This window comes from Micromonospora sp. URMC 107, assembly GCF_051386315.1.
Classification (GTDB): domain Bacteria; phylum Actinomycetota; class Actinomycetes; order Mycobacteriales; family Micromonosporaceae; genus Micromonospora.
In genome coordinates, this window is record NZ_JBPQTK010000046.1 from 24549 (window position 1) to 41777 (window position 17229).

Sequence of the window (17229 nt, forward strand, 5' to 3'; positions counted from 1 at the left end):
ATGGATGTCGCGGCGTTACGCCAGAGTTGGGCCCAGTTCTGCGTGGCTGGTCCGGAGGCGGCGAAGCACTTCTACGCGACGTTGTTCGTGATCGCGCCCGAGGTCCGCACGATGTTCCCGACCAACATGGAGTATCAGCAGGACAAGCTGCTCGCGGCGTTGGGGCATGTGATCACCCACATCGACGACGAGCGGGTGGTGACGTCGTTTGCGCAGCGGTTGGGGGCTGACCACCGCCGGTTCCGGGGGGAGGACCGGCAGGGTCGGCCGGTGCCGATGGCGGAGTGGCACTACAGCCAGGTCGGACAGGCGTTGCTGTTGACGTTGGAGCGGTTCCTCGGCCCGCGGTGGACGCCGGCGTTGCGCGCGGAGTGGGCCGCGGCGTACGAGTTGGTGGCGCGGTTGATGCTGACCGGGGCGGCGGAGGCGGTGCGGACGTCGCCGCCGTACTGGGAGGCGGAGGTGCTCAGGGTGCAGCGGCGGCGGTCCGACGTGTGTGTGTTCACGGTCCGCCCGAACTACCTGTGCGAGTACCTGCCGGGGCAGTCGTTGCCGGTGCAGGTGCCGCAGTTGCGGACGTGGCGCTATCTGTCGCCGGCGAACGCGCCGCGTCCGGACGGGACGATCGAGTTCCACGTGCGTGCGACGGGACGGTTCTCCACCCACCTGGTGCGCAGGGTGCGCGAGGGCGACCAGTTGCTGTTGGGGTTGCCGGTGGGTGAGGCGTTGGCGTCGTACGACCGGTCGCCGCATCTGCCGTTGCTGCTGGTGGCCGGGGGCACGGGGCTGGCGCCGTTGCGGGCGGTGGTGGAGGCGTTGCAGCAGGGACCGGGGCGTCCGACGACTCTGGTGGTGGGCGGCAAGACGCCCGACGACCTGTATGACGACCGGGCGTTGCGGGAGTTGGCGGGGATGCCTCCGGCGGGGTCGTGGCGCTCCGGTGAGGTCGGTGGGTGGCTGCGGTACGTGCCGACGGTGGAGAGCGGCTGGCAGTGGCAGGGTGCGGTCGGTACGGCCGGTCACACCGCGGCGCGGTTGGGTCCGTGGCGGGACACCGAGGTGCTCGTGTGTGGCAGCCCGGAGATGACCCGGGAGACGATCAGCGCCCTCGCCGCGTCGGGTGTGCCGCCGGAGCGGATCCTGACCGAGAGCTACGATCACTCCCTCTATCCGCCTCTGGCGAGCGCGGCTGCCGCCGCGCCGTCCGATTTGACTTGGACAGGTGCGGCTGCCGCCGCACCCCGTGACTTGAGTTGGACGGGTGCGCGATGAGCATTGACCACGGCGATCGGGTGGTCGCCGATCCGCATGGTGAGCTGACCCGGGCTGTGGCCGCGTTGGAGGCGCGCCGGTTCCGGGGCAGCCGGTGGCTGTCGGCCGACCAGGTCGCCGGCCTGGTCCGGTCGGCGGACGAGCGGGTGGCGTTGCTGGGCGGTGAGGTGGACCGGCTGCGGCGGGAGAACGAGGCTCTGGCGCGGCAGGTGGAGATGTTGCGGCACGGCGCGTTGCCCAGCACCGCTCCGCAGGGGCCGGATCCGATGGTGATCGAGCTGGCGGTGCGGGCGCAGGACGAGGCGAACCGGACGATCAGTGAAGCCAGCGCGGAGGGCGCGGAGATCATCGCCGACGCGCGGCGGCAGGCCGAGGAGATCATCGCGGAGGCGCACGTGTTGGCCGGGGCTGTGGCCGGGCCGGCGGGGGGCGAGGAGTTGCCGCGGCAGGTGCGGGAGATGGAGAGCCGGCAGGCGGCGTTGGTGGCGGCGGTGTCGACGGCGCAGCAGCAGCTGAGCCGGTGGCAGGCGTACCTGTCGGAGCAGGCGGAGCAGTTGCGGGCCGACGCGGCGGCGGCCGGGGCGGTCAGCGCGCAGCTGCGGGCCGTGGTCGGCGAGTAGCGGCGGGCGGTCGTCGGCGAGTAGCGGCGTCGGCTCAGCGCCGGTCGACGGCGTCGACGGCGTCGGCGATGGGGGTGTCGCCGCCGACGACTTCCAGGATCGCGCCGGCGCTGTGCGGATGGTAGAGCAGGGCGACCAGCACCCGGGCGACGTCGGTGCGGGTCACGGCGCCGGGGGGTGCGTGCCGGGCGAGGGTGATCCGCCCGGTGGGTGGGTCGTCGGTGAGCCGGCCGGGGCGCAGGATCGTCCAGTCGAGGTCGCGGCCGGTGAGGTCGTCCTCGGCGGCCTTCTTGGCCCGCAGGTACGCGGCGAACACCTCGTCGGTGCCGGCGGGTGGTTCGTCCTCCACGCCCACCGACGACAGCAGCAGGTAGCGGCGGACGTTGGCGCGTTGCGCGGCGTCGGCGAGCAGGACGGCGGCGGCCCGGTCGACGGTGTCCTTGCGGGCGGCGCCGCTGCCCGGGCCGGCGCCGGCGGCGAAGAGCACGGCGTCGGCGTCGTGGAGGTGCGCGGCGAGTTCGTCGACGCCGACGTGTTCGAGGTCGGCCACGACGGGGTGGGCGCCGGCGGCGCGCAGCGCGGCGGCGTGGTCGGGGTTGCGGATCAGGCCGACGGCGGTGTCGCCGCGTCCGGCGAGTTCGCGGTGGGTCAGCTGGGCGATCTTGCCGTGTCCTCCGGCGATGACGACGCGCATACTGCCAACCTAGTGCCGTGACCACGAAACGTTCACGGTGTTGGTTGACCCGCCGTCGGATTGACGGGCGTACGGCGTTGCGGCGGTCAGGCTGTGACGGTGGCAGTCCTGGACGACCTGTCCGCCACAAAGGCACCAAGATCCGTGCGTGGGCGGCACGGCACAAGGACCTGCGCTGGCGCAACGCCAGCGCCCGCCACCCCGACGTCCTCGCGGCCCAACGCCGCGAACGCGCCCGTATCCGCAGCGAACGCCAGCGACGCTGGGGCCAACCTGCCACCCGGGCAGCCCGGCCCCGACACCTCAGACGTTCGAGGTCACGGCACTAGCGCAGATGCCGGGCGAAGAACCCGGCTGCGTCCTCTCCTGCGAACTGCGGGACGCCGGTGTGTCCGCCCATGTTGGCGTGCAGCGTCTTCTCCTTGGAGCCGAAGGCGTCGAACAGGTCCAGGGCCGCTTGCCGGTCGTTGCCTTCGTCGTCCCACTGCAGTAGGACGTGCAGCGGAATGGTGACCTGCCGGGCCTCCTCGAACATGGTGCGAGGCACGAAGCTCCCGGCGAACAGCCCGGCGGCCACGATGCGCGGCTCGACCACCGCCAGTCGGATGCCGACGGAGATCACTCCCCCTGAGTACCCGACCGGGCCGCCGATTTCCGGCAGCGACAGGAGGGCATCCAGGGCGGCCTGCCATTCCGGGACCGCCCTGTCGACGAGCGGGAGGATGAGGGCGTCGATGATCTTGTCGCTGACCGGCTCGCCGGCCTCCAGCGCCCGGCGCAGGTCGGCGCGGGCCTGCTCGGCGGCGGCCCATCGAGGCCGGTCACCGCTGCCGGGAAGCTCGATGGTGGCCGCGGCGAAGCCCTGCGCCGCGCAGTGCCGGGCCCGAGCCACCAGGCGGGGGTACATTTTGCGCAGTCCGAGCGGGGGGTGACCGAGCAGGATCAGCGGGACCGGTGCGGATGCGGATTTGGGCGTCCACAGGATGCCGGGGATCTCGCCGAGGGTGAATTCGCGCTCGAGGACCCCGTCATCGAGGCGCTGCTCAGTAGTGAATCGCATGGTCGTGCCTTTCGGGAGTGCTCGCGAACGGCGCTCCCGGACGACCTATCGCCCGACCGTGACCCCAGAGGAGAGCACCCATGTCGAAACGTTCACGGGTACCACCTCCTCGGTCTCTCGCACGGCCCCGAGAACCTAGCAGCGGCCACCGTGCTACGCCAAACGTTTTTCCGCGCAGGCTCCGTGGGCCGGATACACCGACAGGCCGCATGCGGTCAGGTGGAAGCTCACCGATCTCGTCCAACGACCTGGCCGCCGTGCTCCCCTCCTGAGTCCCGCCCTGCCCCGACCGGCGGTGGCGGCTGACCTTCCGATTACGCCGTACGCCCGTCAGGCCGACGGCGTGTCGACCGACACCGTGAACATTCGTGGTCCCGGCACTAGCCGTCGTCGCGGTGCGGCGCGGCCGGTCGGCGGGGGCCGCAGCTGCCCGGGTGTTCGCCGCAGGGCGGCTGCCTGAGGCAGCATGGACGGGTGACGGAGACGGTCGACGCGCTGGCTGGCCTGGTGGCCGGCGGGGGTGTCGTGGTGTTGAGCGGGGCGGGCCTGTCCACCGAGTCGGGCATCCCGGACTACCGGGGACCCAGTGGCGCGGCGCGGCGGCACACCCCGATGACGTACCAGGTGTTCACGCGCGACGCGCAGGCGAGGCGGCGCTACTGGGCGCGTAGCCACCTGGGGTGGCGGGTGATCGCGCGGGCGGCCCCGAACGAGGGGCACCGGGCGGTGGCGCGGCTGCAACGCGGTGGGCTGGTCGACGGGATCATCACGCAGAACGTGGACGGGCTGCACACGGCCGCGGGCAGTGCGGGGGTGGTGGAGTTGCACGGCCGCCTCGACGAGGTGGTGTGCCTGGACTGCGGCAACCAGACGTCCCGGGAGGAGTTGGACCGGCGGCTGCGGGAGGCGAACCCGGGGTTCGACGCGCGGGTCGCGGCGGTCAACCCCGATGGTGACGTGGATCTCGCCGACGACGAGGTGGCGGCGTTCCGTACGGTCGACTGCACGTTCTGCCGCGGCGGCATGCTGAAGCCGGACGTGGTGTTCTTCGGTGAGACGGTGCCGGCGCCCCGGGTGGCGCGCTGTTTCGACCTGGTGGGCCGGGCGCGGCTGCTGCTGGTGCTGGGGTCGTCGTTGACGGTGATGTCGGGTCGCCGGTTCGTGCTGCGCGCGGCGAAGCTCGGCATCCCGGTGGTGATCGTCAACCAGGGGCCGACCCGGGGCGACGGGTACGCGACGTTGACCGTCGACGCGCCGCTGGGCCGGCTGCTGCCGGCGCTGGCCGACCGGGCGGCCGGCGGCGCCGACCCGGGTGCGGTGGCGGCCGGGCTGACGGGCGTGGGCCGGTAGCGGCCGACCTCCGGTGGGCGGGGCGGCGCTGGTAGCGTTGACCATGCCGGCAGCACCCACGTGGGAGAGACCGCCCAGCAGCATCCCGGGCGGCGCCGAAGGGGCAAATCCTCCCCGGAACCTCTCAGGCAAAAGGACCTCGTGGGCAGGCACTGTGGAGCGCCTCGCGGGCGCGACAGAGGGGGAGGCCGACCTGTCGACCTCGCCCCCCCGGGAGTGCCGCCCATGACCGCAGAGCAGTTCGCCGCCCGCCACATCGGCCCGGATCCGGACGACGAGCGCCGGATGCTGGAGGCCGTCGGCTACGGCTCGATCGAGGAGCTGATGGACGCGGCGATCCCCGAGGTGATCCGCTGGCACGGCACCCTGGACCTGCCGGAGCCGGCCAGCGAGCACGACGCCCTCGCCGAGCTGCGGGCCCTGGCGGCCCGTAACACCGTCGTGGTGTCGATGATCGGTCTGGGTTACCACGGCACGCACACCCCGGCGGTGATCCGCCGCAACGTGCTGGAGGACCCGGCCTGGTACACGGCGTACACGCCGTACCAGCCGGAGATCAGCCAGGGGCGGCTGGAGGCGCTGCTGAACTTCCAGACCATGGTCACCGACCTGACCGGGCTGGCCACCGCGAACGCGTCGATGCTCGACGAGGGCACCGCCGCGGCCGAGGCGATGACCCTCGCCCGGCGCGCGTCGAAGAGCAAGAGCCCGGTGTACGTGGTCGACGCCGACACTCTGCCGCAGACCATCGCGGTGATCACCAGCCGGGCCGAGCCGCTCGGCATCGACGTGCGGATCGTCGACACCGAGCGCGACGAGTTGCCGGCGGAGTTCTTCGGCCTGCACCTGCAGTACCCGGGGGCGTCCGGGGCGGTGCGTGACCAGGCGGGTCTGGTCGAGGCGGCGCACGCCGTGGGGGCGTTGGTCACCGTGGCGGCGGACCTGCTGGCCCTGACGCTGCTGCGGGCACCGGGGGAGATCGGCGCCGACATCGCTGCCGGCACCACCCAGCGCTTCGGCGTGCCGATGGGCTTCGGGGGCCCGCACGCCGGCTACCTGGCGGTGCGGGCGGGGCTGGAGCGGATGCTTCCCGGGCGGCTGGTCGGGGTGTCGCGTGACGCGGACGGCAACCCGGCGTACCGGCTGGCGTTGCAGACGCGTGAGCAGCACATTCGGCGGGAGAAGGCGACCAGCAACATCTGCACCGCGCAGGTGCTGCTCGCCGTGATGGCCGGCATGTACGCCGTCTACCACGGGCCGGACGGGCTGCGGGGCATCGCCCGCCGTACCCACGACATGGCGGTGCGGTTGGCGGTGGCGCTGCGCGGTGTGGACGGCGTCGAGGTGGTCCACGAGGCGTTCTTCGACACCGTCCTGGCGCGGGTGCCCGGCGGCGCCGAGGCGGTCGTCGCCGACGCCGCCGCCCGGGGCGTGAACCTGCGGCTGGTCGACGCCGACCACGTGGGGGTGTCGTGCGACGAGACGACGACCGTCGCGCACCTGCGGACGGTGTGCGACGCGTTCGGGGCCACCGTCGCCGGGCGGCCGGTGGCCGTGGCGGACGCGCCGGTCGAGGGCGCGTTGCCGGCGGCGCTGGCCCGCACGTCGGACTTCCTCACCCACGCGGTGTTCCGCAGTCACCACTCGGAGACGGCGATGCTGCGCTACCTGCGGCGGCTGTCGGACTTCGACTACGCCCTGGACCGGGGGATGATCCCGCTGGGGTCGTGCACGATGAAGCTCAACGCCACCACCGAGATGGAGCCGGTGAGCTGGCCGGAGTTCGCCCACGTCCACCCGTTGGCGCCGGACGCGCAGACCTCCGGCTACCGGGAGATGATCTCGCAGCTGGAGGGGTGGCTGGCGGAGGTGACCGGCTACGACGCGGTCAGCGTGCAGCCCAACGCCGGTTCGCAGGGTGAGTTGGCGGGCCTGCTGGCGATCCGGGCCTACCACCGCGACCGGGGCGAGGGGCACCGGGACGTGTGCCTGATCCCGTCGTCGGCGCACGGCACCAACGCGGCCAGCGCGGTGATGGCCGGCATGCGGGTCGTCGTGGTGGGCTGCGACGACGGGGGCAACATCGACCTGGTGGACCTCGACGCGAAGATCGACAAGCACCGGGACGCCCTCGCGGCGATCATGGTGACGTATCCGTCGACGCACGGGGTGTACGAGACGGGCATCGCGTCGCTGTGCGCGAAAATCCACGACGCCGGCGGTCAGGTGTATGTCGACGGGGCGAACCTCAACGCGCTGGTCGGGTTCGCCAAGCCGGGGAAGTTCGGGGCGGACGTGTCGCACCTGAACCTGCACAAGACGTTCTGCATCCCGCACGGTGGCGGCGGTCCGGGGGTGGGTCCGGTGGCGGTGCGGGCGCACCTGGCGCCGTTCCTGCCGGGCGACCCGCTGGGCACGCACGTCGACGGCCGGCCGGCGATCTCGGCGGCCCGCTACGGGTCGGCGGGGATCCTGCCGATCCCGTGGGCGTACCTGCGGATGATGGGCGCGGCGGGGCTGGTCCGGGCGACCGGGGTGGCGGTGCTGGCGGCGAACTACGTGGCCGCGCGGCTTCGTGGGCACTTCCCGGTGTTGTACGCGGGCAACAAGGGCCTGGTGGCGCACGAGTGCATCCTGGACCTGCGGCCGCTGACGAAGGCGACCGGGGTGAGCGTGGACGACGTGGCGAAGCGGCTGATCGACTACGGGTTCCACGCGCCGACGATGTCGTTCCCGGTGGCGGGGACGCTGATGGTGGAGCCCACCGAGAGCGAGGGCCTGGCCGAGCTGGACCGGTTCTGCGACGCCATGATCGCCATCCGGGCGGAGATCGACAGGGTGGGGGCGGGGGAGTGGCCGGCCGGCGACAACCCGCTCGCCAACGCCCCGCACACCGCGGCGATGGTGTCCGCGGACGAGTGGCCGCACCCGTACCCGCGGTCGGTGGGCGCGTACCCGGGCGGGGTGGACCGGCCCGGGAAGTACTGGCCGCCGGTGCGGCGCATCGACGGCGCGTACGGCGACCGGAACCTGGTGTGTTCCTGCCCGGGGCCGGAGGCGTTCGAGGGCTGACGTCGCGTGACGCCGGGGCGGTCGTGGTGCCGCCCCGGCGGGTGCGCCGACCTGGGCGGGGGGTGTCCCGACCGGGGGACTAGCCTGGGTCGACGCGGCTGAGGTGCGTGACGGAGCGTGACAGGTCAGGCGACGAGGGCGTGTCGGGCGGGGCCGCGGTGCGGGGCGATGCTGCTGCCGTCGGGGAGCAGCTCGCCGGTGTCCTCGAAGACGATGACACCGTTGCAGAGCAGGCTCCAGCCCTGCTCAGGGAAGCAGGCGAGGACCCGGGCGGCTTCCCGGTCGGTCGCTTCGGCGGAGGGGCAGGTGGGTTGGTGCTGGCACATCGGGATCTCCGGACTGTGGGGGCACTGTGTCATGGTTCACATGACCAGTGACGCACAGTACCAAGCGAAAGCGGCCGGCATCGAGCAGGTATGCGCGTGGATTTTGCGAAATCCACTGAACGGATGAGGGGCGATGGGCCGGACGTCGTGGAAACGCTTCCAGGGCTAGGGGTCCGGGTGCCGGCGGCGCCGCCCGGCTGCCGCGGCACGCTCGTCGAGCGTTCCCGCTGGCAGTGGCGCCCGGCCGACGGCGGGGACCCGGCCGCGCGCGCCGAGGAGTTCCTCGCCGCACACGGCCTGCCGCTGCACGACCTGGCCCGCCCCGCCGCCCGCCACGACGCGACCGGGGTGTGCGGGGCCGCCCTCTACGTCTCCGCCGCCGCCGGAGCGACCCTGGTGGGCGCGCCGGCCGGCGCCGCGAACCCCGCCCCCGCGCTGCCGGAGGTCGCCGTGGTCGTCTACGGCCACGGCCCGGCCGCGCCGCGACCCACCGCGCCGCCCGGCGCGCCCTGGTGGCGGGGCGACTGGGCGGAGAGCTGGACGCCCCGCCAGCACGCCGACGCCGTGACGGCGGTCCGCGCGGCGATCGGCCGTGGCGACGTCTACCAGGTCAACCTCGTCGGTCACGCCGCCGCCCGCTACACCGGCGACCCCCTGCCGGCCCTGGGCCGGCTGGCCGCGCTGCCCGGCGCCCGCTACGGCGGCACCCTCGTCGGGCCGGGCTGGGCGATCGGCTGCGCCAGCCCGGAGACCCTGGTGGAGCTGGCCGACGGGCGGCTGATCACCAGGCCGATCAAGGGCACCCGGCCGGCCACCGCCGCCGGCCGCGCCGAGCTGCTCGCCTCGGCCAAGGAACGCGCCGAACACGTGATGATCGTCGACCTGGAGCGCAACGACCTGGCCCGCGTCGCGCGTACCGGCAGCGTGCGGGTCGACGAGCTGTTCGCCGTACGCCGGTGGTGCGACCTGTGGCAGGCGGAGTCGACGGTGTCCGCGGCGGTCGCCGACGGGCTCGGCCTGGCGGACCTGCTGCGCGCGGTCTGCCCCGGCGGCTCGGTCACCGGCGCTCCGAAGCTCGCCGCGCTGGAGCGCGTGGCCGCGCTGGAGCCGGTCGGTCGGGGCGCCAGCATGGGCGCGCTCGGCTGGGTCGCCCCGGGGCGCATCGACCTGGGCCTGACCATCCGCACCGCCGCCGTGGACGCCGACCGGGTGCACGTGTGGGCGGGCGGGGGCATCACCTGGGGCAGCGACCCCGACGCCGAGGTCGCCGAGGCCGCCGCGAAGGCCGCCCCGGTGCGCGCCGCGCTCGCGGCCCGCTGACCGGCGCCGCGCTCGCGGCCCGCTGACCGGCGCCGCGCTCGCGGCCCGCTGACCGGCGCCGGGCGCGGCGGGCGGCGGCCCCGGGACGTGCACCGGCCGGCTCCGGTCCGCCACGCGCCGGTCTGCGCACGTTGGGAGAGGCGCCGCGGTGGCCGCGTCCGGTGGGATGGGCCGTACCCAACCCATCCGGGTCAGGGCGTCCGCAGCCGAGGCGGTCCCGATGTACCAGCAACCCCTGCAGCCAGTCGGCGGGTCGCTCGCGCTGAGCGCCGCCTGCGCCGCGTTTCCCCTGCTCACCCTGTTCGTGCTGCTCGCGGTGGTGCGTACGCGGGCCTGGGTGGCGGCGTTCGGGGCGCTGTGCGTGGCGGTGGCGCTGGCCTGGTGGCTGTGGCGGATGCCGCTGCCGCAGACGCTGCTGGCGGCCGGCCAGGGCGCCACCTTCGCGCTGTTCCCGCTCGTCTGGACGTTCGGCACCGCGATCTGGATCCACCGCCTGACCGTGCACACGGGGCACTTCGACACGCTGCGGCAGGGCTTCGCCCGGATCAGCGACGACCGCCGCGTCCAGGCGCTGGTGATCGCGTTCTGCTTCGGGTCGCTGCTCGAGGCGCTGGCCGGGCAGGGCACGCCGGTCGCCGTGACCACGGTGATGCTGCTGGCCCTCGGCCTCGGCCCGGTCCGGGCGGCCGCCGTGGCGCTGGTCGGCAACACGGTGCCTGCGGCCTTCGGGCCGCTCGGCCTGCCGATCACCACGCTGGCCGGCGTGACCGGGCTGCCGGCGACGGAGTTGGGCATGATGGCCGGCCGGCAGGTCCCGGTGGTCGCGGTCGTCGTCCCGCTGGTCCTGCTGGCCGTCGCCGACGGCCGTCGGGGCGTACGCGAGCTGTGGCGCCCGGCGCTGGCGTGCGGGGGCGCGTTCGCGGTGGCCCAGTTCGTCACGGCGAACTGGTTGACGGCCGCGCTCGCCGACATCACCGCCGCCTTCGCGGGGATGGGCGTCCTGCTGCTCGTCACCCGTCGGCCCGTGGTGGCGCGGCGCCCGGTGGCCGTGGCGGCCGGCGGGGGGCTGCCGGAGCGCGACGCGCCTGCGCCGGCGGGGTCGCAGTGGCGGGCGTACGCGCCGTACGTGACGATCGTGGCGGTCTTCGCGGTCTCCCAGGTGCCGACCGTCAAGCGGCTGCTCGACGCGGGCACGCTCGCGGTCTCGTGGCCTGGGCTGCACGTCGTCACCGCGTCCGGTGCCCCGTCGCCCCTGACGACCTTCCGTTTCGCCTGGCTCGCGGCTCCCGGCTCGTTGCTGCTGGTGGCCGGCCTGCTCACGGTGGCGCTGCTGCGGGTGCCGCCGCGCGAGGCCGTCGGACTCTACGGACGCACCCTGTTCGAGCTGCGCTGGGCCGTGCTGACGGTGGTCGGGCTGCTGGCGCTGTCGTTCACCATGAACGCCGCCGGGCAGGTCGCGACGCTGGGCGTCTGGATGGCCGGCGCGGGTGGGTTCTTCGCCGTCCTGGCGCCGGTCCTCGGTTGGCTCGGCGTCGCCCTGACCGGCTCGGACACGTCGTCCAACTCGCTGTTCGGCGCTGTGCAGGTGGCCGCGGCGCAGCGGGCGGGGCTGGATCCGGTCCTGCTCGCCGCGGCCAACGCCTCCGGCGGGACGCTCGGCAAGATGGTCAGCTTGCAGAACCTCACGATCGCCGCCGCCGCGGTCGGGCTCACCGGTCGGGAGGGCGAGCTGTTCCGGCGGATGTTCGGCCCGAGCGTGCTGCTGCTCGCCCTGATGTGTCTGCTGGTCGGGTTGCAGGCCACGCCCCTGCTGTCCTGGATGGTGCCGTAGCCGTGCAGCCGCGCCCCGCGTGACCCACACCCTGCCGACAACTTTTTTTGTCTTGACAGTAGAATCCGTCGGTAGCAGGCCCTGCCCGGGAGACATCGCATGGAGATCAGCGTCCACACCTTCGTCAGCCTCGACGGCGTCATGCAGGGCCCCGGCGGGCCCGAGGAGGACACCAGCAACGGCTTCACGCGCGGAGGCTGGCTCGTGCCGCACAGCGGCGACGGCCAGCTCGACGCCGTCGACGAATGGTTCCGGCAGGCCGACGCCTTCCTGCTGGGCCGGCGCACCTTCGAGATGATGCGCGGCTACTGGCCGCAGGTCACCGACCCCGACAACCTGGTGGCCACCGCCCTCAACACGGGGCCGAAGTACGTCGTCAGCAACACCCTCTCCGACGCCGACGCGGCCTGGGGGAGGACCACCGTGCTGCGCGGCGGCGACGTCGTCGCGCAGGTGCGGCGGCTCCGGGAGCAGCCGGGCGGCGAGCTTCAGGTGCACGGCAGCTGGCAGCTCGCGCGCGCCCTGCACGACGCGGGGCTCGTCGACACCTACCGGTTGCTCCAGTTCCCCGTCGTCGTCGGCGAGGGCAAGCGCCTGTTCGCCGACGGCGCGACCCCGGCGTCCTACCGGATCACCGACTCGACGCTGGCCGGCGGCGGCGCGGGGGCCGTCGCGTTGACCCTGCGCCGGACCGGGTTCGGCGCCACCGCCGCCGGCGAGTTCGTGGTGCGCGACGGCAGGGAGACCGTGGCGTAGCGGGGCGAGCCGGCCCCGACCGGTCAGCGGCGGTCGGCGAAGTCGTCCAGCGCCGCCACGACCCGCTCGGCCATGCCGTTGCCCGAGCCGTGCCCGGCGGCGTCCAGCAGCTCCAGCCGGGCGTCGGGCCACGCCTGCGCCAGCTGCCACGCCACCTCCGGCGGGCTGCTGATGTCGAGCCTGCCGTGCAGCAGCACGCCGGGGATGCCGGCCAGCCGCTCCGCCTCGCGCAGCAGCTGTCCCTCCGGCAGGAAGCACCCGTTGCGCCAGTAGTGGGTGACGAGCCGGGCCTGCAGCATCCGGAACACCGGGTCGTCGTAGCGGGGGTCGGGCCGGTGGCCGGGGGCGGTGGCGACGTGGGTGTCCTCCCAGTCGCACCACTGCCGCGCCGCCCGCTCGCGCACCGCCGGGTCCGGGTCGGCCAGCAGCCGGGCGTACGCGTCGGCCAGGTCGCCGTCGCGCTCGGCCGGCGGCACGCCGTCGCGGAAGCGGGCCCACTCGGCCGGGAAGATCCGCCCCATGTCCCGGGTGAGCCACTCGATCTCCCGGCGGGTGCCGGCGGTGACGCTGAACAGCACCAGCTCGCTGACCTGCCGCGGGTGCCGCTGCGCGTACGCCAGGGCGAGGGATGCGCCCCAGGAGGCGCCGAGCACCAGCCAGCGCTGCACGCCGAGGTGTGCGCGCAGCAGCTCGATGTCGGCGATCAGGTGGTCGGTGGTGTTGGTGGACAGGTCCACGGCCGGGTCGGCGGCGTGCGGGGTGCTGCGACCGCAGCCCCGCTGGTCGAACAGGGTCACCCGGTAGCGGGCCGGGTCGAAGAAGGTCCGCCAGCCGGGCGTGCAGCCGGAGCCGGGCCCGCCGTGCAGCACGACGGCGGGCTTGCCACCCGGGTCGCCGCAGGTCTCCCAGTACACGAGCTGGCCGTCACCCACGTCGAGCATCCCGTGCGCGTACGGCTCTACCAGGGGATATCGCTCGGCCATCACCCATTCCTCCCGCTCACCCTCCAATGCAACAGCGCTGTTACATTAGCGGGGTGAGCGACGCACCGGAACGCGAGGCCCTGGGGACGCTGCTGCGGCACGTCCTCGACGTACTCGACAACGACGTGGCCACGGTCTACGCCGAGCGGGGCCTGGCCGACTACCGGCCCCGGTTCTCGCCACCGCTGCGGGTCCTGGTCGCCGACGGGCCGCTGCCCATCCGCGACCTGGCCCGCCGCGTCGGCGTCACCCACTCGGCGGCCAGCCAGACCGTGGCCCAGATGGCCCGCGCCGGCCTGGTCGACCTGGTCCCCGGCGCGGACGCCCGCCAGCGCGTCGTGCACCTGAGCGACCGGGCCCGCGAGCTGCTGCCGGTGATCGAGGCCGAGTGGGCGGCGACGAGCGCCGCGATACGCGAACTGGACGCGGAGCTGCCCGTGCCGTTGGCCGACCTGCTGCACGAGGTGCTCGCCGCGGTCGGCCGGCGATCGATGCGCCAGCGCATCGCCGACGCGGGCCTGCCGCCGCCGGCCTGACCGACGGCCGCCGTCGGGAGAGAACACGGATTCCCGAGTGGCGGCATCACCGTTCACCCCGCAGCAGCGCCGCCGCGCGGCCGGCCGCCACCGCCACGGCCGCGCGCAGCGCGTCGACGTCCACGCCCGGGCCGGGCGGCAGCAGCGGCAGGACGGGCGCACCCACCACCGGCGGCGGTGCGGGTGGCAGCGACGGCACCGCCCGGGCGTACGCGTCGGCGGCGGCCGTCCCCGCGTCGGCGGCCCGCGCGGTGGGGGCGCCCGCCGGCGCGGGCCCGTCGCCGTGGGACGCGGCGGGCACGAGCGCGCGGGCGTCGCGGCCCCGGATTAGCAGCAGCAGGGCCGGGTCGGCGTCCAGCAGCCAGGACACCTGGTGGCACAGCGCGGCGGCGTGCCGGCACGGGTGCTCCCACTGCGGGCAGTCGCACTCCGGGACGACCTCGCCCAGCTCCGGCAGCAGCGGCACCCCCGTCACCTCGGGCAGGTCCCGGGGCAGGTGCCCGGCCAGCAGCGCCGCCTGGTGCCCGGCGCGGGCGGCCACCTCGGCGGCCAGCCGGTCCCAGTCGTCGGCGGGCAGCGGCGCGACGCGTACCCGGGTGGCGTACGCCTGCTCGGTGTCGCCGTCGTGCACGGCGGCGGCGAGCCGGCCGGGGCTGACGGTGATCGGACCGACGTGCCCGGCGGCGGCGAGCCGGCGCCCGGCGCGCAGCGGCCGGGCGTCCAGGGCACCCGCCTCCCACGCCCGGTTCCACGCCGTGCCCCACCAGGTACGGGGCCGCCGCGCCCGGCCGGGCGCGAAGGCGGGAAAGCCGCGCGGGGTCATCGGTGGCCGCCGAGGGTCACCAGGTCGGCCAGCTCGGTGTCGCTGAGCGCGGCCAGTGCCGCCGGCCCGGCGTCGAGGACCGCCTCGGCGAGTTCCCGCTTGCCGGCGAGCAGCGCGGCGACGCGGTCCTCGACGGTGCCCTCGGCGATGAGCCGGTGCACCTGCACGGGCCGGGTCTGCCCGATCCGGTACGCCCGGTCGGTGGCCTGGTCCTCCACGGCCGGGTTCCACCATCTGTCGTAGTGCACGACGTGGTCGGCGCGGGTGAGGTTCAGGCCGGTGCCGGCGGCGCGCAGGGACAGCAGGAACACCGGGGCATCCCCGGCGTCGAAGCGGCGGACCAGGTCGTCGCGGGCGGCGACGGGCAGCCCGCCGTGCAGCAGCAGCGCCCCGACGCCCCGGTCGGCCAGATGCCGGTGCAGCAGGCGGGCCATCGCCACGTACTGGGTGAAGACCAGCACCGCGCCGCCGGCGGGCAGGATCGCCTCGAGCAGCTCGTCGAGCAGGTCCAGCTTGCCGGAGCGGCCGGCCAGTCGCGGCGCGGTCTCCCGCAGGTACTGGGCGGGGTGGTTGCAGATCTGCTTGAGCGCGGTGAGCAGCCTGACCACCAGCCCGTGCCGGGCGAGGCCGTCGGCGTCGGCGATCGCGTCGAGCAGTTCGGCGACGCAGGCCTGGTAGAGGGCTGCCTGTTCGGCGGTGAGCGCGACCGGCTGGTCGGTCTCGGTCTTGGCGGGCAGCTCGGGGGCGATGCCGGGGTCGCTCTTGCGTCGGCGCAGCAGGAACGGCCCGACCAGCCGGGACAGGTCCCGGCCGGCGTCGGGGTCGCGGTCGGTCTGCACCGGCCTGACCCAGCGGGCCCGGAACTCGCTCAGGGTGCCGAGCAGTCCGGGGGTGGTCCAGTCGAGGATGGCCCACAGGTCGGTGAGGTCGTTCTCCACGGGGGTGCCGGTCAGGGCGACCCGGGCGGCGGCGGGGATCGCGCGCAGCGCCGTCGCGGTCTCCGCGTGCGGGTTCTTGACGTGCTGGGCCTCGTCGGCGACGAGCAGCGGCCACCGTCGGGTGGCCAGCCGGGCGGCGTCGCGGCGCAGGGTGGCCCAGGTGGTGAGCACGAAGCCGCCGTCGAGCCCGTCGAGGGTGCGCTCGGGGCCGTGGAAGCGGCGGACGGCGGTGCCGGGGGCGAAGCGGCGGATCTCGCGTTCCCAGTTGCCCAGCAGCGACGCCGGGCACAGCACGAGGGTGGCGCCGGCGGTGGCGGGGTCGCCCTGGCGGTGCAGGTGCAGGGCGATCAGCGTGACGGTCTTGCCCAGCCCCATGTCGTCGGCGAGGCAGCCGCCGAGGCCGAGCGCGGTCAGCCCGGCCAGCCAGCGCAGCCCGTGGCGCTGGTAGTCGCGCAGGGTCGCGGCGAGCCCGGCCGGTACGGGCACCGGGGGTGCGGCGTCGCCGTCGGTGAGCCGCCGGGCGGCCTCGGCCAGCCAGCCCTCGGCGCTCACGTCGACGCGTTCGCCGTCGACGTGCGTCGCGCCGGTCAGCGCGGCGCGCAGGGCGGGCATCGCGGCCAGCGACCCGGCGTGTGGTTCGCGGGCGCGGCGGGCCAGCTGCGGGGGCACCAGGACCCACCGCTCGCGCAGCCGCACCACGGGCCGGTGCGCGTCGGCGAGCTGGGCCAGCTCGGCGGCGGTGAGCGGGGTGTCGTGCAGGTGCAGTCGCCAGTGCAGCGTCAGCTCGCCCGGCTCGCCGAGCGGCCCGGGCCCGCCGGCGCGGCGGGCCGGGGCGCGCAGCACCGCCGAGGCGGTGAGGTCCCGGTCGAGGCCGGCCGGCCAGTGCACGTCGACGCCGTCGGCGGCGAGCCGGGCCGCCGCGCCGGTGGCCAGGTCGACGACCTGCGCGTCGCTCGGCGTGAACGTGTCGGGCACCGCGGTCTCCAGCAGCCGCGCCAGGGGCGGCCACACCCGCGCGGCGTGGCGCAGGGCCAGCAGCGTGGCGTCGCGGGAGCCGGGCGGGAACCCGGGGACCGCGTCGCGCCACAGCGCGGCGGCGTCGGCGAGCAGCCCCGGCGTGGCGCGGCGGTGCACCTGCGCCACCAGCCGCCACGGTTCGTCGCGCTCGGCGTGGTGCTCCAGGCGCAGCGACAGTCGTACCGCCGCGTCGGCGTCGACGGCGACCCGGGCGGCCCAGTCGCGCAGCCGCCCGACCGGCGTGGGCGCCGGCGCCGCCCACGCGCCGGTCGCCGCGTCGTCGCGGGGCAGGGTGTCGGCGACGGCGTCGAGGAAGTCGCGCAGCAGCCGCGCCGGGTCGGGCAGCCACGTCGGGGTGCGCCCGGGCACCGGCGTGGCGCGGGCGGTGGCGGGCATCGCGGCGGCGAGGCGCGCCTGCCGGGCCTCGTCGTCGGCGGTGAGTGCTCCGACCCGCCAGGTGTCGTGTCCGGCGGCGGTCACGGCGGGCAGCAGCAGGCCGCGGGCGGCCAGGTGCAGGGCCTCCCGGGCCGCCGCGGCCCAGAACGCCGCCGCCGGGTCCGTGGCCGGCCCGGCCAGCAGCAGCGGTACGCCGGCGGCCACGCCCATCCGCCGCGCGGGCACCGGTGTCGGG

The 17229-nt window shown here is 75.0% G+C and carries 14 protein-coding genes and 1 riboswitch; of the genes, 8 read left to right on the plus strand and 6 right to left on the minus strand.

Annotated features, from left to right (window positions below; genetic code table 11):
• On the plus strand, positions 1-1272 hold the full coding sequence (locus ACSNN9_RS13415; RefSeq protein ID WP_436673360.1) for a globin domain-containing protein: 1272 nt from the start codon (positions 1-3) through the stop codon (positions 1270-1272).
• Complete coding sequence (locus tag ACSNN9_RS13420; protein WP_436673361.1) at positions 1269-1892, plus strand: hypothetical protein; 624 nt, start codon at positions 1269-1271, stop codon at positions 1890-1892. The genes ACSNN9_RS13415 and ACSNN9_RS13420 overlap by 4 nt, the downstream gene beginning before the upstream one ends.
• 34 nt (positions 1893-1926) lie before the next feature.
• On the opposite strand, the gene ACSNN9_RS13425 is transcribed toward ACSNN9_RS13420, so the two are convergent.
• Both ACSNN9_RS13425 and ACSNN9_RS13430 read right to left on the minus strand, forming a co-directional pair.
• Positions 1927-2586: an NAD(P)H-binding protein gene (locus ACSNN9_RS13425; RefSeq protein ID WP_436673362.1), complete on the minus strand. Its 660-nt coding sequence runs from the start codon at positions 2584-2586 to the stop codon at positions 1927-1929.
• Positions 2587-2911: 325 nt separating this feature from the next.
• Positions 2912-3646 carry an alpha/beta hydrolase gene (locus ACSNN9_RS13430; protein WP_436673363.1) on the minus strand — a complete coding sequence of 245 codons (735 nt, stop codon included), beginning with the start codon at positions 3644-3646 and terminating at the stop codon, positions 2912-2914.
• Positions 3647-4120: 474 nt separating this feature from the next.
• Here ACSNN9_RS13430 and ACSNN9_RS13435 point away from each other — a divergent pair, with 474 nt between their 5' ends.
• Together ACSNN9_RS13435 and gcvP are read left to right on the plus strand one after the other, a co-directional pair.
• Complete coding sequence (locus ACSNN9_RS13435; protein ID WP_436673364.1) at positions 4121-4996, plus strand: NAD-dependent protein deacetylase; 876 nt, start codon at positions 4121-4123, stop codon at positions 4994-4996.
• A gap of 51 nt (positions 4997-5047) precedes the next feature.
• Positions 5048-5146: riboswitch (glycine riboswitch) on the plus strand.
• Positions 5147-5221: 75 nt separating this feature from the next.
• Entirely contained in the window at positions 5222-8068 is a 2847-nt protein-coding gene (gene gcvP, locus ACSNN9_RS13440) for an aminomethyl-transferring glycine dehydrogenase (protein WP_436673365.1), read from the plus strand.
• A gap of 125 nt (positions 8069-8193) precedes the next feature.
• Here gcvP and ACSNN9_RS13445 read toward each other — a convergent pair whose 3' ends face one another.
• Positions 8194-8394, minus strand: coding sequence for a DUF5999 family protein (locus ACSNN9_RS13445; RefSeq protein ID WP_089000314.1), 201 nt, complete (start codon positions 8392-8394; stop codon positions 8194-8196).
• 96 nt (positions 8395-8490) lie between these two features.
• On the opposite strand from ACSNN9_RS13445, the gene ACSNN9_RS13450 reads away from it, so the two are divergent.
• From ACSNN9_RS13450 to ACSNN9_RS13460, 3 genes are all read left to right on the plus strand, one after another.
• On the plus strand, positions 8491-9714 hold the full coding sequence (locus ACSNN9_RS13450; RefSeq protein WP_436673366.1) for a chorismate-binding protein: 1224 nt from the start codon (positions 8491-8493) through the stop codon (positions 9712-9714).
• A 220-nt stretch (positions 9715-9934) separates the two neighbouring features.
• Positions 9935-11545 carry an L-lactate permease gene (locus tag ACSNN9_RS13455; RefSeq protein WP_436673367.1) on the plus strand — a complete coding sequence of 537 codons (1611 nt, stop codon included), beginning with the start codon at positions 9935-9937 and terminating at the stop codon, positions 11543-11545.
• A gap of 99 nt (positions 11546-11644) precedes the next feature.
• Entirely contained in the window at positions 11645-12301 is a 657-nt protein-coding gene (locus ACSNN9_RS13460; protein ID WP_436673368.1) for a dihydrofolate reductase family protein, read from the plus strand.
• A gap of 23 nt (positions 12302-12324) precedes the next feature.
• On the opposite strand, the gene pip is transcribed toward ACSNN9_RS13460, so the two are convergent.
• A complete protein-coding gene (gene pip / locus ACSNN9_RS13465) occupies positions 12325-13284 on the minus strand; it encodes a prolyl aminopeptidase (protein WP_436673369.1) in 960 nt (319 codons plus the stop codon).
• A gap of 53 nt (positions 13285-13337) precedes the next feature.
• Between pip and ACSNN9_RS13470 the strand changes: the two genes are divergently transcribed.
• A complete protein-coding gene (locus tag ACSNN9_RS13470) occupies positions 13338-13820 on the plus strand; it encodes a MarR family winged helix-turn-helix transcriptional regulator (protein WP_436673370.1) in 483 nt (160 codons plus the stop codon).
• A 46-nt stretch (positions 13821-13866) separates the two neighbouring features.
• Here the strand turns inward: ACSNN9_RS13470 and ACSNN9_RS13475 are convergent, their stop codons facing one another.
• Both ACSNN9_RS13475 and ACSNN9_RS13480 read right to left on the minus strand, forming a co-directional pair.
• Entirely contained in the window at positions 13867-14643 is a 777-nt protein-coding gene (locus ACSNN9_RS13475) for a hypothetical protein (RefSeq protein ID WP_436673371.1), read from the minus strand.
• Positions 14640-17229 (minus strand): DEAD/DEAH box helicase (locus ACSNN9_RS13480; RefSeq protein WP_436673372.1); only part of this gene is annotated, 2590 nt, incomplete at its 5' end. The genes ACSNN9_RS13480 and ACSNN9_RS13475, both read right to left, overlap by 4 nt.

Coding starts and splice junctions, on each gene's coding strand:
- ACSNN9_RS13430 (WP_436673363.1), bottom strand. CDS start 3,646: ATGCGATTCACTACTGAGCAGCGCCTCGATGACGGGGTCCTCGAGCGC.
- ACSNN9_RS13425 (WP_436673362.1), bottom strand. CDS start 2,586: ATGCGCGTCGTCATCGCCGGAGGACACGGCAAGATCGCCCAGCTGACC.
- ACSNN9_RS13445 (WP_089000314.1), bottom strand. CDS start 8,394: ATGTGCCAGCACCAACCCACCTGCCCCTCCGCCGAAGCGACCGACCGG.
- ACSNN9_RS13420 (WP_436673361.1), top strand. CDS start 1,269: ATGAGCATTGACCACGGCGATCGGGTGGTCGCCGATCCGCATGGTGAG.
- pip (WP_436673369.1), bottom strand. CDS start 13,284: ATGGCCGAGCGATATCCCCTGGTAGAGCCGTACGCGCACGGGATGCTC.
- ACSNN9_RS13475 (WP_436673371.1), bottom strand. CDS start 14,643: ATGACCCCGCGCGGCTTTCCCGCCTTCGCGCCCGGCCGGGCGCGGCGG.
- ACSNN9_RS13455 (WP_436673367.1), top strand. CDS start 9,935: ATGTACCAGCAACCCCTGCAGCCAGTCGGCGGGTCGCTCGCGCTGAGC.
- gcvP (WP_436673365.1), top strand. CDS start 5,222: ATGACCGCAGAGCAGTTCGCCGCCCGCCACATCGGCCCGGATCCGGAC.
- ACSNN9_RS13415 (WP_436673360.1), top strand. CDS start 1: ATGGATGTCGCGGCGTTACGCCAGAGTTGGGCCCAGTTCTGCGTGGCT.
- ACSNN9_RS13460 (WP_436673368.1), top strand. CDS start 11,645: ATGGAGATCAGCGTCCACACCTTCGTCAGCCTCGACGGCGTCATGCAG.